This window comes from Noviluteimonas caseinilytica (genome assembly GCF_018406605.1).
Lineage (GTDB): Bacteria > Pseudomonadota > Gammaproteobacteria > Xanthomonadales > Xanthomonadaceae > Noviluteimonas > Noviluteimonas caseinilytica.
Genome location: NZ_AP024545.1, coordinates 195,382 through 220,283 on the forward strand (window position 1 = coordinate 195,382; position 24,902 = coordinate 220,283).

At 69.7% G+C, this 24,902-nt stretch carries 23 protein-coding genes; 5 read left to right on the forward strand and 18 right to left on the reverse strand.

Translation table 11 applies throughout. From position 1 onward, the window contains the following. Nucleotides 1–75 precede the first annotated feature (75 nt). On the reverse strand, nt 76–2,943 hold the full coding sequence (locus LYSCAS_RS01025; protein ID WP_213437471.1) for an EAL domain-containing protein: 2,868 nt from the start codon (nt 2,941–2,943) through the stop codon (nt 76–78). Between the two features lie 270 nt (nt 2,944–3,213). Here LYSCAS_RS01025 and LYSCAS_RS01030 point away from each other — a divergent pair, with 270 nt between their 5' ends. Genes LYSCAS_RS01030 through LYSCAS_RS01050 form a run of 5 tightly spaced genes read left to right on the forward strand, consistent with a single transcriptional unit; the run spans nt 3,214 to nt 7,696 of the window. Then, on the forward strand, nt 3,214–3,777 hold the full coding sequence (locus LYSCAS_RS01030) for an RNA polymerase sigma factor (RefSeq protein WP_213435203.1): 564 nt from the start codon (nt 3,214–3,216) through the stop codon (nt 3,775–3,777). Then, entirely contained in the window at nt 3,774–4,727 is a 954-nt protein-coding gene (locus tag LYSCAS_RS01035) for a hypothetical protein (RefSeq protein WP_213435204.1), read from the forward strand. Before LYSCAS_RS01030 ends, LYSCAS_RS01035 begins: the two co-directional genes overlap by 4 nt. Beyond that, nucleotides 4,724–5,317: an IMPACT family protein gene (locus tag LYSCAS_RS01040; RefSeq protein ID WP_213435205.1), complete on the forward strand. Its 594-nt coding sequence runs from the start codon at nt 4,724–4,726 to the stop codon at nt 5,315–5,317. The genes LYSCAS_RS01035 and LYSCAS_RS01040 overlap by 4 nt, the downstream gene beginning before the upstream one ends. Then, a complete protein-coding gene (locus tag LYSCAS_RS01045) occupies nt 5,314–7,116 on the forward strand; it encodes an ABC transporter transmembrane domain-containing protein (RefSeq protein WP_213435206.1) in 1,803 nt (600 codons plus the stop codon). Before LYSCAS_RS01040 ends, LYSCAS_RS01045 begins: the two co-directional genes overlap by 4 nt. Beyond that, nucleotides 7,109–7,696, forward strand: coding sequence for an HD domain-containing protein (locus LYSCAS_RS01050; RefSeq protein ID WP_213435207.1), 588 nt, complete (start codon nt 7,109–7,111; stop codon nt 7,694–7,696). The genes LYSCAS_RS01045 and LYSCAS_RS01050 overlap by 8 nt, the downstream gene beginning before the upstream one ends. On the opposite strand, the gene LYSCAS_RS01055 is transcribed toward LYSCAS_RS01050, so the two are convergent. The 17 genes from LYSCAS_RS01055 to rpoE form a co-directional block, all read right to left on the reverse strand. After that, nucleotides 7,693–9,294 (reverse strand): acyl-CoA dehydrogenase family protein, encoded by a 1,602-nt coding sequence (locus LYSCAS_RS01055; protein ID WP_213435208.1) that lies wholly within the window; start codon nt 9,292–9,294, stop codon nt 7,693–7,695. The genes LYSCAS_RS01050 and LYSCAS_RS01055 overlap by 4 nt on opposite strands. A 79-nt stretch (nt 9,295–9,373) precedes the next feature. Next, a complete protein-coding gene (locus LYSCAS_RS01060) occupies nt 9,374–9,580 on the reverse strand; it encodes a cold-shock protein (protein ID WP_213435209.1) in 207 nt (68 codons plus the stop codon). 115 nt (nt 9,581–9,695) lie between these two features. Next, the gene (locus LYSCAS_RS01065; RefSeq protein WP_213435210.1) at nt 9,696–10,445 is read right to left on the reverse strand and encodes an S-methyl-5'-thioinosine phosphorylase; all 750 of its coding nucleotides are present in this window, start codon (nt 10,443–10,445) and stop codon (nt 9,696–9,698) included. A gap of 2 nt (nt 10,446–10,447) precedes the next feature. Further along, nucleotides 10,448–11,005 carry a hypoxanthine-guanine phosphoribosyltransferase gene (locus LYSCAS_RS01070; protein WP_213435211.1) on the reverse strand — a complete coding sequence of 186 codons (558 nt, stop codon included), beginning with the start codon at nt 11,003–11,005 and terminating at the stop codon, nt 10,448–10,450. After that, entirely contained in the window at nt 11,002–12,000 is a 999-nt protein-coding gene (nagZ, locus tag LYSCAS_RS01075) for a beta-N-acetylhexosaminidase (protein WP_213435212.1), read from the reverse strand. Before nagZ ends, LYSCAS_RS01070 begins: the two co-directional genes overlap by 4 nt. 39 nt (nt 12,001–12,039) lie before the next feature. Continuing rightward, a complete protein-coding gene (rlmD, locus tag LYSCAS_RS01080) occupies nt 12,040–13,374 on the reverse strand; it encodes a 23S rRNA (uracil(1939)-C(5))-methyltransferase RlmD (RefSeq protein ID WP_213435213.1) in 1,335 nt (444 codons plus the stop codon). 66 nt (nt 13,375–13,440) lie between these two features. Then, entirely contained in the window at nt 13,441–14,070 is a 630-nt protein-coding gene (locus tag LYSCAS_RS01085; RefSeq protein WP_244858617.1) for a DUF1318 domain-containing protein, read from the reverse strand. Nucleotides 14,071–14,102: 32 nt separating this feature from the next. Next, entirely contained in the window at nt 14,103–16,124 is a 2,022-nt protein-coding gene (locus tag LYSCAS_RS01090; protein WP_213435214.1) for a translocation/assembly module TamB domain-containing protein, read from the reverse strand. A gap of 28 nt (nt 16,125–16,152) precedes the next feature. Continuing rightward, nucleotides 16,153–16,890, reverse strand: a complete 738-nt coding sequence (recO, locus tag LYSCAS_RS01095) for a DNA repair protein RecO (protein WP_213435215.1) — start codon at nt 16,888–16,890, stop codon at nt 16,153–16,155. 35 nt (nt 16,891–16,925) lie between these two features. After that, on the reverse strand, nt 16,926–17,825 hold the full coding sequence (era, locus tag LYSCAS_RS01100; protein WP_213435216.1) for a GTPase Era: 900 nt from the start codon (nt 17,823–17,825) through the stop codon (nt 16,926–16,928). 70 nt (nt 17,826–17,895) lie between these two features. After that, nucleotides 17,896–18,576 carry a ribonuclease III gene (gene rnc / locus LYSCAS_RS01105; protein WP_213435217.1) on the reverse strand — a complete coding sequence of 227 codons (681 nt, stop codon included), beginning with the start codon at nt 18,574–18,576 and terminating at the stop codon, nt 17,896–17,898. Continuing rightward, on the reverse strand, nt 18,560–18,940 hold the full coding sequence (locus LYSCAS_RS01110; RefSeq protein WP_213435218.1) for a DUF4845 domain-containing protein: 381 nt from the start codon (nt 18,938–18,940) through the stop codon (nt 18,560–18,562). The genes rnc and LYSCAS_RS01110 overlap by 17 nt, the downstream gene beginning before the upstream one ends. 36 nt (nt 18,941–18,976) lie before the next feature. Next, nucleotides 18,977–19,777, reverse strand: a complete 801-nt coding sequence (lepB, locus tag LYSCAS_RS01115; RefSeq protein ID WP_213437475.1) for a signal peptidase I — start codon at nt 19,775–19,777, stop codon at nt 18,977–18,979. Between the two features lie 36 nt (nt 19,778–19,813). Continuing rightward, entirely contained in the window at nt 19,814–21,607 is a 1,794-nt protein-coding gene (gene lepA / locus LYSCAS_RS01120; RefSeq protein WP_213435219.1) for a translation elongation factor 4, read from the reverse strand. A gap of 104 nt (nt 21,608–21,711) precedes the next feature. Continuing rightward, nucleotides 21,712–23,229 carry a DegQ family serine endoprotease gene (locus LYSCAS_RS01125; RefSeq protein ID WP_213435220.1) on the reverse strand — a complete coding sequence of 506 codons (1,518 nt, stop codon included), beginning with the start codon at nt 23,227–23,229 and terminating at the stop codon, nt 21,712–21,714. A gap of 55 nt (nt 23,230–23,284) precedes the next feature. Next, nucleotides 23,285–24,169: an RseA family anti-sigma factor gene (locus LYSCAS_RS01130; protein WP_213435221.1), complete on the reverse strand. Its 885-nt coding sequence runs from the start codon at nt 24,167–24,169 to the stop codon at nt 23,285–23,287. Then, a complete protein-coding gene (rpoE, locus tag LYSCAS_RS01135) occupies nt 24,166–24,783 on the reverse strand; it encodes an RNA polymerase sigma factor RpoE (RefSeq protein WP_213435222.1) in 618 nt (205 codons plus the stop codon). The genes LYSCAS_RS01130 and rpoE overlap by 4 nt, the downstream gene beginning before the upstream one ends. Nucleotides 24,784–24,902 lie beyond the last annotated feature (119 nt).

A 24,902-nucleotide genomic window follows, 5' to 3' on the forward strand; every position in this document is an offset into this window, starting at 1 on the left:
GAGGGAATGCGCGTCCACGCGGCAAAGCGCCGACGCGTTCGCGCGAAGGCACGCCGCCGTGCGGGACACCGCAGATCAGGTCGCGGCGCGCCCTTGCGGCCGGCCGAACAGGTAGCCCTGCCCGTTCACGCACCCGAGTTGCACCAGCGCATCGCGCTGCGCTTCGGTCTCGATGCCTTCGGCGATCGTGTCGATGCTCAGCGTGCCGGCCAGCGCCAGGATCGCGCGGATCACCGCGAGGCTTTCCGGTTGCGAGGTCGACAGGCCCGCGATGAAGCTGCGGTCGATCTTCAGGCACTCGATCGGGAAGTGGTGCAGGTAGCTCAGCGCGGAGAAGCCCGTGCCGAAGTCGTCGAGCAGCGCGAGCACGCCGTGGCTGCGCAGGTTGCTCAGCGTGCGCAGCGCGCGCGGCGCATCGTCGAACAGCGCGACCTCGGTGATCTCGATGCGCAGGCGCGCCGGGTCGACGTTCGCATCCGACAGCAGACCCAGCAGGCGGTCGGCGAAATCGGCGGAACGGAAATGGCGCGGCGAGACATTCACCGACACGTAGCCCTCGGTCATCGCGGTGGCCATGTCCTGGATCACGCGGGCGTAGAGCAGCCAGTCCACCTGTTCGATCAGGCCGCTGTCCTCGCCCACGCCGATGAACTCGCCCGGCGCGAGCAGGCCGCGGCGTTCGTGGCTCCAGCGGAGCAACGCTTCGTGGCCGAGCACCACGCCGTCGGCGATGCGCACGATCGGCTGGTAATGCGGTTCGAAGGCGTCGGCGTTGATCGCGCGGCGCAGGTCGGCTTCCAGGTCGAGGATGCGCGTGGCTTCGTCGCGCATCGCTTCGTCGAACACGGCGCTGCGGTCGCGGCCGGCGCCCTTGGCGCGGTACATCGCGGCGTCGGCGTCGCGCAGCATGTCTTCGCCGCTGCGATAGCGCGGCACCCACAGCGCGATGCCGATGCTCGCCGTCGGGAACAGTTCGCGGCCCGCGATCCACACCGGCGCCCCCAACGCGCCGAGCACGCGGCCGGCCAGTTCCTCGGCCATGCCCTGCCCGTCGATCTGTTCGACGAGGATGGCGAATTCGTCGCCGCCCAGGCGCGCGACGGTGTCGCCCGCGCGCACGGCCGCGACGATGCGGCGGCCGGCCTCGATCAGCAGTTCGTCGCCGACCGCGTGGCCGACGGAGTCGTTGACCAGCTTGAAGCGATCCAGGTCGAGGAACAGCACGGCGAAGGTGCGGTGTTCTTCGCTCGCCGGATCCGACGCGCGGGCGCGCTGGATCGCGAGCGCGAGGCGTTCGAGCAGCTGTGCGCGGTTCGGCAGGCCCGTCAGCGTGTCGTGCTGCGCCTGGTGCGTGAGGCGGCGCTCGGCGTGCATGCGCTCGCCGATCTGCGACATGAGCTCGGCGTTGGCGGCGGCCAGTTCGCGCGTGCGTTCTTCGACGCGGCGTTCGAGTTCGGCGTGCGCGGCCATCAACCGGTCCTGCGCCTGCTTGCGCTGCAGGCCGCTGCCGATGTGGTGCGCGACGAACGTCAGCAGTTCCTGGTCGCGCGGCGTGAATGCCACCGCCGGCGAATAGCTCTGCACCGCGATCACGCCCACCACCAGGTCGTCGCGGAACAGCGGCACGCCCAGCCAGTTGTGCGACAGCGTGCCCATCGTCTTGACCTTGCCTTCGCGGTCCAGGTCTTCGATGGCCTTGCGGTCGGCGAGCACGGCGCGGCCGGTCTTGATGACGAACTCGGTCATGCCCATGCCGAACTTGCGGCGCGGGCGGTTGGGATCGCGTTCGTCGATGGAGTACGGGAATTCCAGCTCGTCGCCGTCGCCCGCCAGCAGCGCGATGTAGAAGTTGCGCGCGTAGAGCAACTCGCCCACCACGTCGTGCACTTCGGCGTAGAAGCGCTCCAGGCTCTCGGAGGTGATCGACAGCTCGGCGATGCGGAACAGCGCGCGCTGCAGGCGTTCGGCGCGCTGGCGTTCGACGATCTCGGCCTGCAGGACGCGGTTGGCTTCCTGCAGGGCGTGCGTGCGTTCCTCGACGCGGCGTTCCAGTTCGCTGCGCGCCTGGCGGCGGTCGAGCGCGGTGAGGATGTGCTGCGCCACGTACGTCAGCAGCGCGCGGTCTTCGTCGCTGTAGCTGGCGCGGTGTTCGTAGCTCTGCACCACGATCGCGCCGCACACCTGGCCTTCGCGGCGCATCGGCACGCCCAGCCAGTCTTCCGAATCCGGGCCGTGCAGCGGATCGTGCGGGATGTCGAGCTTGGCGCGCAGGGCGGCCGACGGGCCGAGCAGCGGTTCGCCGTGGCGCAGCAGCGCCATGGTCAGGCTGGTCGGGACTTCGGCGACCGGGATCTCGTGCGAGGGATCGGCGATGTAGGGATCGTGGCGATCGGCGAAATACAGGAAGCGCAGGCTCTGCCGCAGTTCGTCGTAGAGCACGATGAAGCAGTTCTCGGCATACATCAGGCTGCCGACGACCGCGTGGATGCGGCGCAGCATCTCGTGCATTTCGAGGTTGGACCCGGCCAGGTCCGCGATTTCGTACAGCGCCTGCTGCAGGCGTTCGGACTTCTGCAGGGACGCGATGCGCGCGTTCGCCTGCCAGGCATCCAGGGACGCGCCGATCGCGCGGCGCGCCAGCGCCTGCCAGCCCTGGCGCGGCGGCGCGGCCACGGCGGTGGGACTGTGGGCGGCCAGGACGATCTCGGTGCCGGTGTCGCTGGTCCAGTGGTCCAGCAGGTCCGGGTCGCGTGCGCGGCCGTGCTTGCCGAGCGTGCGCAGGGCGCGCGCCACCAGGTCGGCGGACGCGCCGTCGTCGGCGGAATACCAGTCGCCCTGCGCGAGGTCGCGCCAGGCCACGACGATCCGTGCGTCGGGCGGCAACAGCTCGCGAATCCCGCGCGCAAGCGCTGGCCCCGCGGCCTGCGCCGCAGGCGCGATCATCGAATCAGCCACGTCCGGGCTGCGCACGGCTACGTCATTCCCCCAACCATGGCCCGGAGGATACCCCGTCCGACGCCATGTGAACGGTCGGTGATCAAGAGGGTCGGGCCTTCCATGAATCCCATGAACGTCGCTTCGGGCCGGGGCCGGCAACCCCGCCGGGGGAACCCGGCCGTTGCACCCCGCATGCCTTCCCTTGCCGGCGCCCTCGCCCTGCCCCTTTCCGTCGACCGCTTCCCGCCCCTCGCGCGAGCCCGTACGCTGCCGGCCATGGACGACGGCGCGCAGGACAGCGACGAGCAACTGATGCTGGACTGGGTCGCCGGCGATGCGGGCGCCTTCGAGCAGCTGTATTCGCGCCATCGCACCCGGCTGTATCGCTTCCTGCTGCGCCACGTGCGCGACAACGCGCTGGCCGACGAGTTCTTCCAGGACATCTGGCAGAAGGTGATCGGCGCGCGCGCGGGCTGGGTGCCGGATGCCCCGTTCGGGACATGGCTGTATCGCATCGCGCACAATCGCCTCGGCGATCACTGGCGCGCCCTGAAGTACCGCCCCCCCGCGCCCGAGGACGCCGACGAACGCGCACTGCGCATTCCCGATCCCGACACGCCCGAGCGCAACCTCTCGGAGTTCGAGCAACGGCGTCGCTTGCAGCGCGCGCTGGACGCATTGCCGCCGGAGCAGCGCGAAGTCGTGCTGCTGCGGCTGGAGCAGGAACTGACGCTGGAGGAAATCGGCGCGATCACCGGCGTGGGCCGGGAAACCGTCAAATCGAGGCTGCGCTACGCGATGGACAAGTTGCGCGCGGGCCTGGGAACCGAATCGCCATGAGCGACGACACCATCCACGACGATGCACCGCTGACGCCGGAAGAGCGCGCCCTCGCGCTGCGCCTGGCGCGCACGGCGCCGCGTGGCGAGCCGTCGTCGGCGCTCGACGCACGCATCCTCGCCGCCGCGCATGCGGCCGCCGCCGAACCGGTCGAAGGCGCCGCCGCGCATGCGCGCCGTCCGCACGCGCGTCGCCAGCGCTGGCCCGCGTTGCTGGGATATGCGGCGACCGCCGCGATCGCCTGTGCCGTCGCGTGGCAATTGCGCCCGCTGCCGGGGCCGCAAGGCGCGACGCAGGCCGCCGCGCACACCGAAGACCCGCTCGCGGAATACAACGCGCCGCCGCCGCCGATGCAAGGCCGCGTGGTTCCGCGCAAGCCGTTGCAGGTGCCGGAACCGCCGCCGGCCGACAGCACGCCGCAGCAGCGCAACAGTGCGTCGGTGCGCCCGGCGACGCGCGCCGATGCGCAGCGCAAGCCGGAAGCGTTCGACACGTTGCCGCCGTTCGAGATCGACGAAGCGATCCATCCGGCCGCCGATGCGGCGGCGAGCGGGAATGTCGCGGCTGCTGCCGCTGCGCCTGCAGCCCCGCCGCCCCCCGCAGCGATGCAGCGCGCCGCTGCACCGGCCGCCGCCCCCGCGGCGAAAGCCGCCGCGGCCGAGTCGCGCCAGCAGGATGCGATCGACATGAGCAGGATCCCCGTGCCGCGCGACACGACCAACGTTCCGTTGATCGACGACCACGGCGAGCCGGCGTCCGCCGAAGCCGACGAAGAAGTCGTCCCGCCGGCCACCGCCGACAGCCCCGCCGTGCGCGACGCCTGGCTGCAGCGCATCCGCGAACTGCAGCATGCGGGCGACCTCGAGGCCGCGCGCGCCAGCCTGCGCGAATTCCGCCATCGCTATCCGCACCAGGTCGTGCCGGAAGACCTGCGCGCGCTCGGCGAATGAGCGACACGCTCGCAGGCCCGGTTTCGCACGCGCTCGAGGTCAAGCACAGCCGGTTCCTCGCGCAGGCCGCGCCGGTCGCCACGCCCGCCGACGCGCTCGCCTTCCATGCGCAACTGGCGCGCACGCCGGCCACGCACCACTGCTGGGCCTACCGCATCGGCCAGGACTATCGCTCCAGCGACGACGGCGAACCGGCGGGCACCGCGGGGCGGCCGATCCTTGCGGCGATCGATGGCCAGGGCTTCGACCAGGTCGTCGTGGTGGTCACGCGCTGGTACGGCGGCATCAACCTCGGTGCGGGGGGCCTCGTGCGCGCCTACGGCGGCGCAGCGGCCGAATGCCTGCGCACCGCGCCGCGCGTGCCCCTGGTCGCGTGGCGGACGCTGGTGGTCGAGGCGCCGTTCGACGACCTGGGCGCCGTCCACGCCGCGCTGGCCGCGCATGGCGCGCAGCGCCTGGCCGAAACCTTCGGCACGCAAGGCGTGCGCCTCGAATTCCGCCTCCCCGACGAACGCGCCGAAGCCCTGGCCGCACACCTGCGCGACGCCACCCGCAACCGCGCGCGCATCGGGGACAATGCGGGCCAATGAGCCGACGTTCCCGCGACATCCCCACCGACGTGCCCATCGACCCCGCGCAGGCGAAGGGCCGGCTGCTGACGCTGCGCGCGCTGTGGCCATTCGTGAAGCGCCATCGCGTGCTGTTCGCTGCCTGGCTGGTCGCGCTCGGTGCGTCGTCGGCGGCCACGCTGAGCCTGCCGCCCGCGGTGAAGCGCATGGTCGACCAGGGCTTCTCGAGCCCGGAAGGCATCGATTCGAGCTTCGGCCTGCTGATGCTGGTGATCGCCGCGCTCGCGCTGGCCACCGGCGCGCGCTTCTTCTTCATCACCCTGCTGGGCGAGCGCGTGGTCGCCGACCTGCGGCAACGCTTGTACTCGCACCTGCTCACGCTGGATCCGGCGTTCTTCGAACGCACGCGCAGCGGTGAACTGGTGTCGCGCCTGTCGGCCGACAGCGAAATGCTGCGCGGCGTCGTGGGCTCAAGCATTTCGGTGGCGCTGCGCAGCTTCGTGATGGTGCTGGGCAGCATCGTGATGATGTTCGTGACGCAGCCGCGGCTGGCGGCGTGGACGCTCGTCGGCATTCCGTTGTTCGTCTTGCCGATCGTGGTCGGCAGCCGCCGCCTGCGGAAGATCTCGCGGCAGAGCCAGGACCGCGTCGCCGATGCGAATGCGTTGGCCAGCGAAGTGATCGGCGCCATCCGCACCGTGCAGGCGCACGCGCGCGAACCCTACGAGCGCGAACGCTTCTTCGGCGCCGTGGCCACGGCCGTCGCCACCGCGCGGCGTCGCATCGGCTTGCAGGCCATCGTCACCGTCGTGTCGATGCTCGCCTTCCTCGGCGCGATCGTGCTGGTGCTGTGGTCGGGCGCGCACGACGTGGTATCGCATCGCATCACCGCCGGCACGCTCGGGCAGTTCATGTTGTACGCGGTGCTGGGGGGCGGTTCGGTCGGTGCGCTGGCGGAAGTCTGGAACGACCTGCAGCGCGCGGCCGGCGGCATGGGGCGCATCGACGAGTTGCTGCAGGAACGCGCGAATCTCGTCGCACCGGAACACCCTGTGTCGCTGCCGCAGCCGCTGCGCGGCGAGATCGCGTTCGAAGACGTCGCCTTCCACTATCCCTCGCGGCCGGATGCCCCGGCGCTCGAAGGCTTCAGCCTGCGCGTGCAGCCGGGCGAAACGGTGGCGCTGGTCGGGCCGTCCGGCGCCGGCAAGAGCACCGTGTTCGCGTTGCTGCTGCGCTTCCACGATCCGCAGGGCGGGCGCGTGTGCGTGGAAGGCATCGACATCCGCGACGTCGATCCCGCCCAGCTGCGCGAATCCATCGCGCTCGTGCCGCAATCGCCGACCATCTTCGCCGCGAGCGCGCGCGACAACATCCGTTACGGGCGCCTGGAAGCGAGCGACGCGGAGGTCGAAGCCGCCGCGCGTTCGGCCGAAGCGCACGAGTTCGTGTCCGTGCTGCCGGGCGGCTACGACAGCGAACTCGGCGAACGCGGCGCGCGCCTGTCCGGCGGCCAGCAGCAGCGCATCGCGATCGCGCGCGCGCTGTTGAAGGACGCGCCCATCCTGCTGCTCGACGAAGCCACCTCCGCGCTCGACGCGCAGAGCGAACGCGCCGTGCAGCACGCGCTGGAACGCCTCATGCAGGGGCGCACGACGCTGGTCATCGCGCATCGCCTGGCGACCGTGCTGAAGGCCGACCGCATCGTGGTGATGGACGCCGGCCGCATCGTGGCCGAAGGCACGCATGCCGAACTGCTCGCGCAAGGCGGCCTGTATGCGGACCTCGCGCGCCTGCAATTCCTGGACTCACCCCATGCCTGATTTCCAACCCGTCGCCGACTTCATCCTCGAGATCGACCGCCTCAAGGGCGTGACGCGCAAGTCGAAGCCCGTCGGGCTGGACCGCTACGAGAACTCGGCCGAACACAGCTGGCAGATCGCGTTGTTCGCCGCGGCCATGGCCGACTTCGCCGAGCCCGGCATCGATGTGCAACGCGTGGTCGCGATGCTGCTGGTGCACGACATCGGCGAGATCGATACCGGCGACACGATCGTCTACGCCGAGGAAGGCCTGGCCGAGCGCAAGGCGGCCGAGCGCGTGGCGGTCGAACGCATCTTCGGGATGCTGCCGAATGCGCACGGCGCGCGGTTCCTCGCGTTGTGGGAAGAATTCGAAGACGGGGCGACGCCGGAAGCGCGCTTCGCGCATGCAGCCGATCGCGCGATGCCGGTGCTGCTCAACCTCGCGCAGGGCGGCGGAAGCTGGGTGGAGAACGGGATCAGCTTCGATCGCGTCGTGCGCAAGGTCGGGCCGCCGATCCAGGCCGGGTGCCCGGCGCTGTGGGCGTGGCTGGAGCCGCAACTGGTCGCGGCGAAGACGAAAGGCTTCTTCGGCGCCTAGCGCGCGCGCGACAACACCGGCGCGACGTCGTCGCCCGCCGGCAACGTGCCGAACACCTGGCCCCGCGCACCCGCCAGGCGACTGCGGCAGAACAGGTCCGCGCACGCGGCATTCGCCCGCAACAACACCGACGCCTGCAAGGCGAGCGCCATGCGTTCGACCAGCATGCGCGCCTCCGCTTCCTGCGGCGCGCCCGTGGCGTCGCGCAGGCGCGTCGTTTCCGCATCGAGCGCCGCATGCAATCCACTCGCTGCATCGAGTTCGGCGAAGAAGGCCGCCGCGCTCTCCGGCTCGCGGTGCAACGCGCGCAGCACGTCGAGGCACTGGATGTTGCCGCTGCCTTCCCAGATCGAATTGAGCGGCGCCTGCCGGTACAGGCGCGGCAGGATCGATTCCTCGACGTAGCCCGCACCGCCCAGGCACTCCTGCGCTTCGTTGACGAACGCCGGCGCGCGCTTGCAGATCCAGTACTTGCCGATCGCGGTGGCGATGCGCGCGAATGCGGCTTCGCCCGCATCGCGCCCGGCGGCATCCACGGCGCGCGCGACCCGCATCGATAAAGCAAGCGCCGCTTCGGCTTCCAGCGCCAAGTCGGCGAGCACGTTGCGCATCAACGGCTGGTCGACGAGCAACTTCCCGAACGCACTGCGATGCCGCGCATGGTGCAGCGCGTGCGCAAGCGCCATGCGCATTTCCGCCGCCGAGCCCAGCATGCAGTCCAGGCGCGTCAGCATCACCATGTCGAGGATGGTCGCGATGCCGCGACCTTCGTCGCCGATGCGTCGTGCCCATGCGCCCTGGAATTCGACTTCCGAAGACGCATTCGACCAGTCGCCCAACTTGTCCTTCAGCCGCACCAGCGTGAACGCATTGCGCGCGCCGTCGGGCAGGCGCCGCGGCAACAGGAAGCACGTGAGCCCGCCCGGTGCCTGCGCCAGCACGAGGAACCCGTCGGACATCGGCGCGCTGAAAAACCATTTGTGCCCGGTGAGCGCGTACGTGCCCGTCTCGGCGAGCGCGTCGGCGCGCGTGGTGTTGGCGCGCACGTCCGACCCGCCCTGCGTCTCCGTCATGCCCATGCCCAGCGTCACGCCGCGCTTGTCGCCGATCGGCACCTCGCGTGCGTCGTAATGCGGCGCGGCGGCCTTGGCGGCCCACTCGGCCAGCGTGGGTTCGCGGCGCAGCGCGGGCACCGCCGCATGCGTCATCGTCAGCGGGCAACTGGTGCCGGGTTCCACCTGGTGGTGCAGGTAGCTCAACGCCGCGCGCGCCACGTGCACGCCTTGCGCCGGCGCGTGCCACGACAGGCCGGCGACGCCGTGTTCGATCGCGGCCTGCATCAGCGCGTGGTAGTTCGGGTGGAACTCCACGCGATCGATGCGCGCCCCGAACCGGTCGTGCGTGCGCAGCCGCGGCCTGTCGCGATGCGCATCGAACGAGAGCGCGTACAACGCATCGCCCGCAAGCCGCGCGTAGGTTTCGATGCGTCCCGCATGCGCCCCCGCCCCTTCGCGCGCCACCGCGTCCCGCAATGCAGCATCGTCGGCCCACAGGTCGCGCGGGGCGAATTCGGGGGGCTGGTTGGTCGGCTCGGTCATGGCCGCATTCTGCGCCCGCCGCGCGCCCGAAAAAAAACCCCGCCGGAGCGGGGTTTCCCTTGCTGCGTTGCGTGTCCGGTCAGGCGACCGGGATCACGCCAGCGGCTTGCGCTCCCTTCGGACCCTGCACGACGTCGTAGCTGACGCGCTGGCCTTCCTGCAGGCTGCGAAAGCCCTTGGAGTTGATCGCCGAGTAATGCACGAACACATCGGCGCTTCCGTCTTCCGGGGCGATGAACCCGAAACCCTTCGCGTCGTTGAACCACTTCACGGTGCCGTACTGCATAACCTGTGTGACCTCGTCTGGATGCGATGTACGTGCGCACCGGTGCGGGGGCCCGGGGCGCACGGGCCGGAGTATGCATGGATGAACGGGACGCGCAACACCGCGCCGGCACGGCTCAATCGGCGAGCAGCGACCGCAGCAATGGCGGGATTCCACTGGAAGCGGTTTCAACGATGGACAGGACGTCGGCCATCGTGATTTCCGCATCGTCGCCGCAGCCGGCCGCCCAGTTGGCGACGATGCCGAGGCACGCATATTGCAGGCCCATTTCGCGCGCGAGGCCCGCCTCGGGCATGCCGGTCATGCCGACCAGGTCGCAGCCGTCGCGGCGCATGCGCGCGATCTCCGCGCGCGTTTCCAGGCGGGGACCCTGGGTGGCGCCGTAGCAGCCACCGTCGACGACGGCCACGCCCGCACGCTGCGCTGCAGCGAGGACCTGCGCGCGCACGGCATTGGTGTACGGATCGCCGAAGTCGACGTGCAGCACGTCGGTGCCGGGCTCCTCGCAGATCGTCGAGACGCGGCCCCAGGTGTAGTCGATCAACTGGTCGGGGCACGCGAGCACGCCGGGTCCGAAGCGTTCGGTGATGCCGCCCACCGTGTTGATCGCGAGCACGCGGGTGACCCCGATCTTGTGCAGCGCAGCGAGGTTGGCGCGGTAGTTGATGCGGTGCGGCGGGACGCCGTGGTCTTCGCCGTGGCGCGCGAGGAATGCGACGCGCTTGCCATCGATCATGCCCACGCGCACCGGCCCGGACGGGAAGCCGTAATGCGTTTCCGGCAGGTGGGTCTCGACCGCTTCGAGCCCGGCGATGCGATAGACGCCGGTGCCGCCGATGACGCCCAGGGCGATGTCCGCGTGCATGCTCACTCCTTCAGCGCGTAGATGGCCGGCAGGTTGCGGCCCTGTTCCTTGAAGTCCATGCCGTAGCCGAACACGTAGCGGTCCGGCACCACGAGGCCGGCGTAGTCGGCGTGCAGGCCGGCCACGCAGCGGTCGTGCTGCTTGACGGCGAGCGCGGCGATGCGGACGTCGCTCGCGCCCTGCTGCCGGCACCACGCGCGCACTTCGGCCAGCGTGTGGCCTTCGTCGACGATGTCGTCGACCAGCAACACGCGACGGCCGCGCAGCGGCGTGGCCGGACGATGCTTCCAGTGCAGCGCGCCGCCCGACGTGGCGCCGCGATAGCGCGTTGCATGCAGGTAATCGAATTCCAGGTCGAGCCCCAGCGCGCCGATCTCCAGCGCGAGCTGGCCGGCGAACGGCAGGCCGCCGTGCATCACCGTGAGGTACACGGGCACGCTGCCGGCGAAGTCGTTGCGGATGCGCGCGGCCATCCGCGCGATCGCCTGTTCGATGACCTGCCGGTCGTGGATGACGTCGGCGGTGGCGAGCGCTTCAGGCAGATCGTGCGGCAGCTTCATGCGAGGTCGCCCCCGAAGCGTGCGTGCGATTCCTGGTAGCGCGCGTCGGCGAGCAGGCCGTCCCACGCGAGCGGACCGCGACCGATCAGGCCGGCGAGCGCCATCGTGTTGAGCGTGCGGCCTTCCACCGCGGCGAGCGATTCGGTCACCAGGTCCGGATGGCAGACGAGCACCACATCGCAGCCTGCATCCAGGTGCGCATCGATGCGCGCCTTGACGCCGCCGGCGGAGAACGCCGCGGCCATGCCGATGTCGTCGGAGAACACGACCCCGCGGAAGCCCATCTGCTTGCGCAGGATGTCCTGGATCCACACCGGCGAATACCCGGCCGGTTCCGGCGCGACCTGCGGATACACCACGTGCGCCATCATCACCGCGTCGGCGCCGGCATCGATGCCGGCCACGAACGGCACGAGGTCGAGCAGTTCGATTTCGCCGAACGGACGCGGATCCACCGCATCGTCGAAGTGCGTGTCTTCGAGCACCGAACCGTGGCCGGGGAAATGCTTGAGCGTGGCCGCCATGTCGGCGGCGTGCATGCCGGCGACATAGGCGCGCGTGAACTCGGCGACGATCTGCGGATCGTGCGAGAACGCGCGGTCGCCGATCGCGCGGTTGCCGCGGCCCAGGTCCACGACGGGCGCGAAGCTGAGGTCCACGCCGCTGGCGCGCACTTCGCTCGCCATGAGCCAGGCATGTTCCTTCGCCAGTTCGATCGCACGGTCGGGGTTGCTGCCGTAGAGCTTGCCGAAGCCTTCCAGCGCGGGCAGCGCGCTGTACCCGTCGCGGAAGCGCTGCACGCGGCCGCCTTCCTGGTCCACGCACACCAGCTGCGGGCGCGGCGCGGCTTCGCGGATGGCCTGCGAGAGTTCGGCGACCTGCTGGCGCGAGGCGAAGTTGCGGGCGAACAGGATCACGCCGGCGCACGCATCGTGCTGCAGCCAGTCGCGTTCCTGTGCGTTGAGTTCGGTGCCGGCGACGCCGATCACGAGCATGCGGGGGATTCCTTCTGGGTCAGGCGCCGGATCATACGGTCAGCGCGGTTCGAACATCGCGATGCTTTCCACATGCGCGGTATGGGGGAACATGTCCATCACGCCGGCCGCGCGCAGCTTCCAGCCGCGCTCGTTCACGAGGTACCCGGCGTCGCGCGCCAGCGAGGCCGGGTGGCAGCTCACGTAGACGATGCGCTTCAGGCCGCCCAGCGGCAGTTGCTTGAGCACCACGTCGGCGCCCGAGCGCGGCGGGTCGAGCAGCAGGCGGTCGAAGCCGGCGCGCATCCAGGCGTGCGCGGACAGGTCCTGCGCGAGGTCGGCGGCGTGGAAGTCCACGTTGTCCAGGTGGTTGTGCGTGGCGTTCTCGCGTGCGCGGCGGATGAGGCCGGCGTCGCCTTCCACGCCCACGACTTCGTTCGCCACGCGCGCCAGCGGCAGCGTGAAATTGCCGAGGCCGCAGAACAGGTCGAGCACGCGATCGCCGGCTTGCACGTCGAGCAGGTCGAGCGTGCGCGCGATCATCTTCTGGTTGAGCCCGGCGTTGACCTGGATGAAGTCGAGCGGGCGGAACTGGAGTTCGATGTCCCACGCCGGCAGCGTGAACGCGAGCTTCGGCGCATGCGGCCACAACGCGTGCACCGAATCGATGCCGCCGGGCTGCAGGAAGATCGCGAAGTCGTGCGCCTGCGCGAACGCGGTGAGCGCGGCAAGGTCGCACTCGGACAACGGCATCATGTGGCGGAACACGAGCGCCACGGTGTCGTCGCCCGCGATGAATTCCACCTGCGGCACCTGGGCGCGCGCATCGAGGCCGTCGATCAGCGCCGACAACGCGGCGATCTTCATGCCGATCTGCGGCATCACCGTGTGGCATTCCGACAGGTCGGCGACGAAGCGCCCGTCCTGTTCGCGGAAGCCGACGAGCGTCTTGTCCTTCTTGTCGACGCGACGCACGGAGAAGCGGCCCTTGCGGCGATAGCCCCACGCGGCATCGACGAGGGGTTCGAGCACGGTCTGCGGCGTGACGTGGCCGATGCGTTCGAGGTTGTCCAGCAGCACGCGTTGCTTGGCGTGGATTTGCTTGCCTTCGTCGAGGTGCTGGAGCGCGCAGCCGCCGCAGGTGCCGAAGTGCGGGCAGCGCGGGGTCACGCGGTCGGGCGAGGCGGAGAGGACTTCCAGGGTCCTGGCTTCGTCGAAGCTGCGATGGCGCTGCGTGAGCTGCGCCACCACGGTTTCGCCCGGCAGCGCGCCGGACACGAACACGGCCTTGCCGGCGCCGGGGACCTTGGGATCTGCGCGGCGCGCGACACCGCGGCCGTCGTGGGTCTGATCGACGATGTCGATCGTGAAAGGGGTCTGGTCGATGCGGGCCAAGGGAACGACTTCGGGGGACGGCGGCCGGGCATTATCGCCGGTCGCGCGCCCCCCGGGCCCGCAGGCTTACTTCTGCTTCCAGGCGCCGCCCGCGTCCTGGTACCACCAGCCGCCGTGCGCGCTGTCGACCCACTGCTTGGCGAAGATGGCGCGGAGCTTGCCTTCCCAGTCCGGGTGGCCGTTGGCGACCGCCATTTCGCGGTACAGGGCCTTGCGGTCGCGGTTGTCGTCGTTCACGGCCGACTGCATGCCCACGCGGTCCTTCAGCTCCAGCTGCGCCGGATCGCGCAGCACCACCAGGCCATCGTTGCTGTAGCCCAGCGCGCCGGCGTCGAAGCCCTTGCGCAGGCTCGCGTCGAAGCGCGATTCCATGCGGGCCTGGATGGCCTGGATGGCCGGTGCCTTGATGCTGATGTCGGGCGTCTCCTGCGCCTGCGCGCTGCCGATGCCGACCAGCGAGAGCGGATCGATGCGGCGGATCAGCGCGGCCATGCCGCCGCCCGGCGTGGCCGGCTTGGCGGGCTGGGTGGCGGCGTCGTCGCCGATCACCTTCTCGACGAATTGCTTCGCCGCTTCCTTCGCTTCGGCCGCGGGGAAGTACACGTTGATGGTGACGCAGGCGCTGAGCGCCGCCAGGGCGCCCATCGATGCGAGCGAACCGCCCAGGAAGCCGGCTTTCGAACGTCGGTTGCGCATGTTGGAGTCCTTGGCGTTGCGTGGATGGAAGGTCATTCGACGACGGGTTTCACCTCGCCCGAGCCGACCGCCGCGAGGCGTTCGACGAGGGTGGGCCAATCGACCCGGCGGTGGATCCCGTTGACCGTCAGGCGCGGGATGCCCGCACCGTCGACGATAGTAAAGGTGTCGCCCGCTGAACGCAGGCCCGTCATTTCACACACTTCGTTGGCCAGGCGACAGCCGATGCCGATGCGCCGATAACCGAAGTCGTCGAACAGCCCGATCAGCTTGCCCTGCAGGGTGGTGACGAACGAGGAATCGCCGACGCTCGAAATGCTCTGCACGGCGCGCTGGCTGATGCGCTGGCGCACGCCGCGCGGCGGCGTGTCGGTGTGCAGCCGTGCGTCGAAGGCCGTGACGCTCCAGTCGACCAGGCGCAGCGCGTCGATCGTGCCGTCCAGGCGCCCGGTGATGCTGCCGAAGTCGAAGACTTCGGTGAGGGCGAGCAAATCGAGGTCGTCGATGCGCAGGTCGGCCGCGAGCGTGGGCGCCACGCCGAACGGACGCTCCATCGATAGCGACGACACATCCACGCGCCCGTCGAACATCGCCATCGACAGGCCGCCTTCGAAGTCGAGGCGTTCGTTCGCGTAGTGCGCGCGCGGCAGGCGGCCGGTGAGTTCGCCGCGGAAGGCAGGCCAGCCGAACGTGGTGGCGAGCTGGCCGATGTCGAGGTGGTCCACGCGCAGGCCGAACACCGCGTCGGCGCCCTGCCCGTTCGCCGGCGGGCGCAGCGTCATGTCCTCGAAGCGCAGCGAACCGCCGAGGAAGGGAACATCGACGGGCGCGGTGAGGGCGATCGCGCCGCGTTCGCTGCGCAGCGGCAGCGAGGCGGCATCGAACTTCAGGCCGTACAGCGCGCCGTCGTGCCAACGCAGCGCACTGGTTTCGGCGGCGTCGCCGGAGAAGCGCAGTTCGCCGTCGAGGCCATGGAAGGCGAAGCGTCCGCCGGGATCGACGATGTCCACCGCGTGCGGCGTCGCGACGAAATCGCGCAACCCGGATTCGTCGAGGCGCACGTGCGCATCCAGCGCGCCGGACAGCGCGAGTTCGCCGAGGCCCGCGTTGCCGAGCACGCCGGACAGGTAGCGATCGCGCACGGGGGCGAGGTCGCGGCTGCGGACCTGCAAATCGAGCGCGCGCAGTGCCGCGTCTTCGGCGAACGTAGCGCTGCCGGTCACTTGCAGCACGTTGCCGTCGTCCCACGAGAGGCGCGGCAGGCGCCAGCCGTCGCCGACGCGATGTTCGGCCGCGATCGACAACGCGACCGGGGTCGCGGGCAATGCGACGTACGTGGTGCCGACGAGGAATTCGCCGCCGCGCAGCGTGCCGTCGAGCGTGAGCAGCGACGGCGTTGGCGCATCGTTGATGCGGTAGTCGAAATCGAACGCACCGGCGAGATGGTCGCCCGCGATGCTGGCGTCGGTGGTTTCGAGTTTCAGGCCGTTCGTTTGCAGATGACCGGCGATCTGCAGCGGACCGCGTTTCGGGCTGCGCACGTCCACGCGCCCGTCGAGCGTGCCGCCCTGCAGGCGCGCATCCGCCCACGCCTGCGACAACAGGCCTTGCGCCCAGGCGATCGGCACCTGCGCGAGATCGACGCGGGTGAGATCGGGCGTGGCGGCATTGCGTTCGACGGCGAGCACGCCGCGGCCGCGACCGAAACGCGCGCGCGTATCGGCGGCATCGAAGGCGATCGACAGCGCGAACGTGTCGCGCCCGCTGCGCAACGTGCCGTCGCACTGCCAGCCTGCGCGCGGCGCACGCCGCAACGGACAGGTCCACGCGAGGTTGCGCGCATGCACGCCGAGGTCGGGCGCATCGACGCGCGCGGCGGTGAGGTGCAATGCGCCTTCGGTCGCATTCGCGGGCCAGTCCAGGTGCACGTGCACGCCTTCGAGCGTGGCGATGGGCAGGCGCACGCGGGCGATGTCGGCATCGAGCGTGCGCGCGTGCGCAACGCCGGCGAACAGCGCGAGCAGCAGGGCGACGGCGTGGCGCAGGGGCTTCACCGGCGGGAGGATAGCGGGGCCGGCGTCTTCAGGGATTTCGCGGGCGCGACAAGCGCCCGAGTTCGGCCAGCATGTCCCACGACTTCAGCCCGCGCGGCCCGAGGTGGTGGGCCAGCACGTCGCGCAGGGCGCGGCGCAGGCTGGCGAGGTCTTCCGGGCCGGGCTGGACGTCGGACGCCAGCGCGAGCAAGGCCGATCCGGTGGCGGCGGTGTCGCGGTCGCCCTGCCCGCGGTCGTGTCGGACGCGGCGCGGGCCTTGTTCGGGATCGAGGCGATAGCGCGCGGCGGGATCGATCGGTACGCCGTCGACATCGACATCCAGCGCGAGGCCGAAGCCCAGGGCTTCGAGCAGGTCGCGTTCGAACAGGCGCAGCGTCCACGCGACCGGTGCGTCCGAGCCCAGGCCTGCGCGCACCTGGCCGTAGGTCGCGAAGATCTCCGAATGCGGATCGCCGCGCGGCGCCAGGCGCAGCACGAGTTCGTTGACGTAGAACGCGGCGAGCGCGGCGTCGCCCTGCAGCAGCGGTGCGGCGTCGAGCGCTTCTGCCTGGCGCAGTTGCGCGAGTTCGCCGCGCAGCACGCAATCCAGGCGGACGTATTGCAACGGTTGCAACGCGGCGCGCAGCACGTGGCGCTTCGGCCCGCCGACGCCGCGCGCGACCAGCCCCATGCGGCCGTGGTTCTGCGACAGCACTTCGACGAGCAGGCTGGTCTCGCGCCAGGCGCGCGTGTGCAGGACGTAGGCGGGTTCGTCGACGATGCGCATGCGTCAGCGGCGTGGCACGCGATGCGGGGGCGCGATCAGTCGTGGTAGCCGAGCGTGCGCAGTGCGGCCTCGTCGTTCGACCAGCCTTCGCGCACGCGCACCCAGGTTTCCAGGAACACCTTGCTGTCGAACAGGCGTTCCATCTGCCCGCGCGCGCGCGTGCCGATCTCGCGCAGGCGTTCGCCGCCCTTGCCGATCACGATGGCCTTCTGCCCGTCGCGTTCCACCCAGATCACCGCGCCGATGCGCAGCAGCTTGCCGTCGACGGCGAACTGTTCGATCTCCACGGTGGTGGCGTACGGCAGTTCCGCGCCGAGCTGGCGCATCAGTTGTTCGCGCACCAGTTCGCCGGCGAGGAAGCGCTGGCTCTTGTCGGTGATTTCGTCTTCGCCGTACAGCGCGGCTTGCTCCGGCACGAGCGGCAGCAGGCTGTCGACGAGGTCTTCGAGCCCCTTGCGCTTGAGCGCGGAGATCGGATGCACGGCCGCGAACTCGCGATCCTTCGCCACCTCGGCGAGGAACGGCAGCAGCTTGCCCTTGTCCTTGATGCGATCGACCTGGTTGACCGCCAGCACCACCGGCACGCCGGCCTCCTTCAGCGCTTCGTAGGCGAGCGTGTCTTCGTCGTCCCAGCGGCCGGCTTCGATCACCAGCAGCGCGGCGTCCACGCCTTCCAGCGCGCCGCGGGCGGCGCGGTTCATCATCCGGTTCATCGCCTTCTTCTGCTCGCGGTGCAGGCCGGGCGTGTCGACCAGCAGCAACTGGCCGTGCGGGAACGAGGCGATGCCGAGCAGCCGGTGGCGCGTGGTCTGCGGACGGTTGGAGGTGATGCTGATCTTGAAGCCGACGAGGGCGTTGACGAGCGTCGACTTGCCCACGTTCGGGCGGCCGATCACGGCGACGTGGCCGGCGCGGTGGGAGGGGAGGTCTGTCATGCGGGGATTCTAAGCCCGCGGCCCTGCCGGCGCCCGCGATTCTCGCCAAAACGAGGCGCTGCAACGCGCGTCAGTTGGGATCGAGCGTGGCGAGGATGCGTTCCGCGGCGACCTGCTCGGCGGCGCGGCGCGAATGTCCCTCGCCCACGCACTCCATCGGCGGATCGGCCAGCGTGCAGGCCACGCTGAACTGCTTGGCGTGTTCGTCGCCGGATTCGGCCAGCAGGCGGTAGACCGGCAGCGGCTTCTGGCGCGCCTGCACCCATTCCTGCAGGCGCGTCTTGCCGTCCTTGCCGAGCTTGTTGGGCGGCGGCAGCGCGGCGATGGCCGCTTCGAACCAGGGCAGGACGGCGGCGCGGCACGCTTCGAAGCCGGCATCCAGGTGGATGGCGCCGATGATCGCTTCCAGCGCGTCGGCCAGGATCGAGTCGCGGCGATGGCCGCCGGACTTCATCTCGCCGGGGCCCAGGATCAGCTTTTCGCCCAGCTGCATGTGCCGCGCGATGGCGGCCAGCGAGGACTCGCGCACGAGTTCGGCGCGGGCGCGGGTAAGCGTGCCTTCGTCGGCCTTCGGCCAGTGCGCGTAGAGGGCTTCGGCGACGATCAGGTTGACGAGCGCGTCGCCGAGGAATTCCAGCCGCTCGTTGTGGATGGACGCGGCGCTGCGGTGGGTGAGCGCCTGGACGAGCAAGCCGGGGTCGGTGAATTCGACCCCGGGCAGCCGCGGCGCCCCGTCAGTCGGACGGGCCACCGTGGGTGAGTTCCTGCACGTTCTCGAAGTTGCCGACGACGTCGAGGTTGGAGATCAGCGGACGGCGCACTTCGTACTTCACCGTCATCTTCCAGCCGCCGCCCATGCGCTCGATCTTGACGTTCTCCGCCTTCACGTTCTCCGAGTAGTTCACGTAGAGGCGGCGGAAGAACAGGTTGCGAATCTTGTCGGTCCCGGCGTTGTTGATGCCGGGCTCCAGGGCCAGGCCCTGCATGGACTTCTTGACGGCGTAGTACTCGGTGTACATCGGGATCACCTTCATCCCGACGTAGATGAAAATGCCCGCCACCGCGAGGATGGCGATGAACCCCAACAGCGTGATGCCGCGTTGCGTGCGCTTCATTTGGATCCCCTTCCCCATACCCGAAATTCGTGCCCGTTACGGGATGCTCGACCCCATCCTCGAGAAATCCACCCCGCCCGCGCTCCAGTCCCAGTTCAACCAGATCAGGAAGGCCTTGCCGCGGAGGTTTTCCTCCGGCAGGAAGTGCACTTCCCAGAAGCGACTGTCCTCAGAATTATCACGATTGTCGCCCATGACGAAATACTGCCCCGGCGGCACCGTCCACTCCCCCTCGCCCTGCTGGGTGAAGTACGCCGAATCCTCGCGTTCGAGGACGTCGTGCGGGCGACCCGGCAGCTGTTCCTGCAACAGGTCGGCCCCGGTCATGTCCGCGCCCTGGCCCTTGCCGACATAGTTGCCGATCTTCGCGTAGCGCATCGGGACACCGTTCACGTACACGGTGTTGGCCCGGTAGGCCACCGTGTCGCCGGGCAGGCCGATGACGCGCTTGATCCAGTCCTGGTCGGGATGGTGCGGCGGGCGGAAGACCACCACGTCGCCCCGCTTGGGTTCGCCGATGGCGAGGAACTTGTGGTTGTTGATCGGCAGCCGCAGGCCGTAGGCGAACTTGTTGACCAGGATGAAGTCGCCGATCAGCAGCGTGGGCATCATCGAGCTGGACGGGATCTTGAACGGCTCGGCGACGAAGCTGCGCAACCCCAGCACCAGGGCCAGGACCGGGAAGAACGCACGCGAATAGTCGACGAGGATGGGTTCCTTCTCGTCCAGCAGGCCGGCGCGCTCGGCGCGGCGCTTGGCGAAGAACAGGCGGTCCACCAACCAGATGAGGCCGGTGAGCAGGGTCAGCCCCACCAGGACCTTCTCGAACCACGCAATCATGCCTGCTCCTTTTACCGGCCCGTCGGGCGCAGCTTACTTGTTGTCGACCTGCAGGACGGCGAGGAACGCCTCCTGGGGGATTTCCACGCGTCCGACCTGCTTCATCCGCTTCTTGCCCTCTTTCTGCTTCTCGAGGAGCTTCTTCTTGCGGGAGGCATCGCCGCCGTAGCACTTGGCCAGCACGTTCTTGCGCAGCGCCTTGACCGTGCTGCGCGAAATGATCTGCGAGCCGACCGCGGCCTGGATCGCCACGTCGAACATCTGCCGCGGGATCAGCTCGCGCATCTTCTCGGTCAGGTCGCGTCCCCGGCGATCGGCGTGCGCACGGTGGGTGATGATGGACAGCGCATCCACCTTGTCGCCGTTGATCAACGTATCCACGCGCACGAACGGGCCAGCCTGGAACCGCACGAAGTGGTAGTCCAGCGAGGCATAGCCGCGCGAGACCGACTTGAGGCGGTCGAAGAAGTCGAGCACCACTTCGGCCATCGGCAGCTCGTAGCTGATCTGCACCTGGCTGCCCATGTACGTGATGCCGACCTGCGAGCCGCGCTTTTCCTCGCACAGGGTGATCACGTTGCCGACGTAGTCCGGCGGCGTGAGCACGTTGGCGCGGATGATCGGTTCGCGGATCTCCTCGATGTGGTTCACCGGCGGGAGCTTGGCCGGGTTGTCCAGCGGCATCACGGTGCCGTCGGTCTTGAGCACTTCGTAGATCACCGTGGGCGCGGTGGTGATCAGGTTGAGGTTGTATTCGCGCTCCAGGCGCTCCTGCACGATCTCCAGGTGCAGCATGCCGAGGAAGCCGCAGCGGAAACCGAAGCCCATGGCCTCGGAGCTTTCGGGTTCGAAGCGCAGGGCGGCGTCGTTGAGGCGCAGTTTTTCCAGCGCTTCGCGCAGCGCGGGGTAGTCCTCGGCATCCACGGGGAACAGGCCCGCGAACACGCGCGGCTGCATTTCCTGGAAGCCGGGCAGCGGCTTGGCGGCCGGATCGTTGGCGAGCGTGAGCGTGTCGCCGACCGGCGCGCCGTGCACGTCCTTGATCGAGGCGGTGATCCAGCCCACTTCGCCCGCGCCGAGTTTCTTCAGCGGCTTGCGCTTCGGGGTGAACACGCCGACGCCTTCGACCTGGTGCGTGCGGCCGGTGGACATCACCAGCATCTTCGCGCCGGGCACGATCTCGCCCTGCATCACGCGCACGAGGCTGACGACGCCGAGGTAGTTGTCGAACCACGAATCGATGATCAGCGCCTGCAGCTTGTCGGTGTCGCGCGGCACCGGCGGCGGGATGCGCTTGACGATGGCTTCGAGCACGTCGACGACGTTGAGGCCGGTCTTGGCGCTGATGGCCACCGCGTCTTCGGCGTCGATGCCGATGACGGCTTCGATTTCCTTCTTGACGCGGTCGATGTCGGCGGTGGGCAGGTCGATCTTGTTGAGGACCGGGACGACTTCCAGGCCCTGCTCGACCGCGGTGTAGCAGTTGGCGACCGACTGGGCCTCGACGCCCTGCGCGGCGTCGACGACGAGCAGCGCGCCTTCGCACGCGGCGAGCGAACGCGAGACTTCGTAGCTGAAGTCCACGTGGCCGGGCGTGTCGATGAAGTTCAACTGGTAGGTCACGCCGTCGCGCGCGGTGTACGGCAGCGACACGGACTGGGCCTTGATGGTGATGCCGCGCTCGCGCTCGATCGGATTGGAGTCGAGCACCTGCGCCTCCATCTCGCGCGCCTCCAGGCCGCCACAGAGTTGGATGATGCGGTCGGCCAGCGTCGACTTGCCGTGGTCGACGTGGGCGATGATCGAGAAGTTGCGAATGAGCTGCATTGAAGGCCGGGCGTGAAAAAGCGCGGCATTATCGCACGGCTGCCCCGCCGCCCCGTGGGGGGATCAGGGCAACGGGGCAGCCGGATGGGCGGGTGTATCGCTTGTTATTGCTCGCTGGGCGTGCTGGCGGGACGCGGGGTGACGGCGACATAGCGGCTGCTGCCGCCGCGCTGCACGAGCAGCATCGCCGTGTCGCCGGCCTTCAGCGCGCGCAGTTCGCGGTCGAGCGCGGCGCGGGTGCCGACGGAATTGCGGCCCACCGCGAGGATCACGTCGCCGGGCTGCAGGCCGGCGCGACGCGCGGCGAGGCCTTCGATGCGCGCGATCGCCACGCCCTCGCCCGCGTCCAGCCCGAGCTGGCGACGCTGCGCCTGGTCGAGGTCTTCGCCGACGATGCCGAGCGGGTTGTCGTGCGTGGGCGCCGGCGTGGCGGACGTGGGGATGGTGCGCGGGCCGGCATCCAGTTCGCCCAGCACCACGGTCACGTCGCGCGACTTGCCGTCGCGCATGATCGTCAGCGTGGTCTTCGCACCCGGGGGCAGCGCGCCCACCAGCGGCGGCAGCGACGAGGCGTCTTCGATCGGCGTGCCGTTGAATGCGCGGATCACGTCGAGGCGCTGCACGCCGGCCTTCGCGGCGCCGCCGCCCGGTTGCACTTCGCGCACGAGCGCGCCGCGCGTGTCGGGCAGGCCGAGTGCGCGGGCCTGGTCGTTGTCGATGCCCTCCAGGCCGATGCCGAGCAGGCCACGGCTGACGCGGCCGCTGCGCTTGAGCTGGTCGACGGCGTTCATCGCCACGTCGATCGGGATCGCGAAGCTCACGCCCATGTAGCCGCCGGAATTGCTGAAGATCTGCGAGTTGATGCCGACCACCTGGCCGCGCGTGTCGAGCAGCGGGCCACCGGAGTTGCCGCGGTTGATCGCGACGTCGGTCTGGATGAAAGGCACGTATTGCTGGTTGGCGTACGGATTGGAACGGCCCACCGCGCTCACGATGCCGGCGGTGACGGAATGATCGAGCCCGAACGGCGACCCGATCGCGACCACCCACTGCCCCGGGCGCAGCGCGCGCGAATCGCCGATGCGCAGCGACGGGAGATTGGTGGCGGCGATCTTGAGCAGCGCGACGTCGGATTGTTCGTCGCTGCCGACGACCTTCGCGGTGAATTCGCGACGATCCGACAGGCGCACCTTCACTTCATCCGCGCCGTCGACCACGTGGTGGTTGGTGAGCACGTAACCGTCGGGCGAGATCAGGAAGCCGGTGCCCATCGACACGCCCTGCCCGCGTCCGCCGGGCGGCATCTGCGGCATCGGCATGCCGGGGCCGAAGAAGCGCCGGAAGAATTCGGGCATGTCTTCGTCGTCGTCCGTCGCCGGCTGGTCCTTCGCTCCGCCGTTGATGTCGGCTTCGACGTTGACGACCGCCGGACCGACCTGGTCGACGAGGTTCGTGAAATCGGGCAGGCCCGAGACCATCTGCGGCGCGGGCGTGGCGGGCGCGGTGGTCTGCGCGTTCGCGTTCGGCATCACGTCGGTGGCGACGAGCACCGCGGTGGTCGCGGTGGCCGTCGCGGCCACCAGCAGGGCATTGCGGAAGACAGGACGGAGTGCGGCGCGCATCGGGGAGGCATCCTCGATCAGGGAAGGGGAATGCGTGGGCGGAAGTGGCTCGGGCTCAGGGCGATTGCGGTGCGATGTCTTCGTTCGCGGCAGGCGCTGCGGTGTCCGCGGGCACGCGCGGGACGAAGGGATAGAAGGACGGCGCCTGCACGTAGTCCGCCGACAGCGCGGCGCTGCCGCTGTATTGCGGCAACACGGCACGCGGCCACGGGCGCGCGGCGTTGGCATCGAACGGCGTCGCGGTGGTCAATACGTTGGGCGGCGTTGCGGGGCGCACATCGGCCACGGCGATGTCGACGACGTCCGCACCGACGACATCCGCACCGACGACATCGGCGGTGACCGGCGAACGCACCGTCGCAGGCGGCGCGGCATTGCGCTGCGCACGTTGCGGTGCGCGGCGCTGGCTGGCCTGGCGCGTGGCGGAAGCGAGCGCCACGCTGGCGCCGACGAGCTGCACGGCGGACGGATCGCCCGCCTGGTCCGGTGCCGTGGGCACCTTCGGCGTGCGCGCGGCGGGCTGCGTTGCGGCCATGTCGCGCGCGGGCGCGGTGTTGCCCGCGGAAGAGGCGACGGTGGGCGCCGATGCAGGGGCATCCGCGGTGTGCGGCAAGCGCGCGAGGAAGAACGCGACCATCGCCGCGGACGCAGCGAGCGCCACCGTGCCCCAGCGACGCGTGGAAGCGGGCTTGGCAACGGGTGCGGGGGCCGAGGCGCGCAACGCATCGTGCACGCGTGCGGCGAACGTGGACGGCATGCGCGGATTGGCTGCGCCGCGCAGCACATCGCCGACGACCTGCCAGCGCTCGCAGCTGTCGCGCCAGTCCTGGTCGTGGTCGAGGCGCTTGAGGGCGAAACGGGCCGCGTCGCCGGCGAGTTCGCCGTCGAACAACGCGCTCAGCGCTTCGCGATCGGAGGTCGGGTGGCTGGTCGTGGTCATCGGGAGGCACGCTCGCGTTTCGGTTCGGTGTCGAGCAAGGGGCGCAGGGCTTCGTCGATCGCATCGCGCGCACGGAAGATGCGGGAACGCACCGTGCCGATGGGGCATTGCATCCGCTCGGCGATCTCTTCGTAACTCAGGCCTTCCACCTCGCGCAGCGTGATCGCTTCGCGCAGTTCGGCGGGAAGCTTGTCGACCACGCGCATCACGGCGGTTTCGATTTCCTGGCGCATCAGTTCGCGTTCCGGGGTGTCGTTGTCGCGGAGGCGGATCCCGGAATCGAAGTGTTCGGCGTCGGAGACGTCGATGTCGTCGGTCGGCGGGCGGCGGTTGTTGGCGACAAGGTGGTTCTTTGCGGTGTTCACTGCGATCCGGTGGAGCCACGTGTAGAACTGGGCGTCGCCGCGGAAGTTCCCGATCGCGCGATAGGCGCGGATGAAGGTTTCCTGCGCGACGTCCTGCACTTCGCTCCAGTCCTTGATGTAACGCGAGATCAGCGCCGCGATCCGGTGCTGGTATTTGCGCACCAGCAGGTCGAAGGCGAGGCTGTCGCCGCGCTGCACCCGGGCCACGAGCGCCTGGTCGAGTTCCTGTGTTTCGTTGTCGGTGGCCATCGCCGCGCCGGGCTCCTGCAGTGGTCGCTCGGCGCATGGCCGGGCCTTGGGACAGTCGATGTCCAGGAAAGTTCACCGCCCGGCCGCGTCGCGGCGGGCTTCACGCGACTCTAATGGGG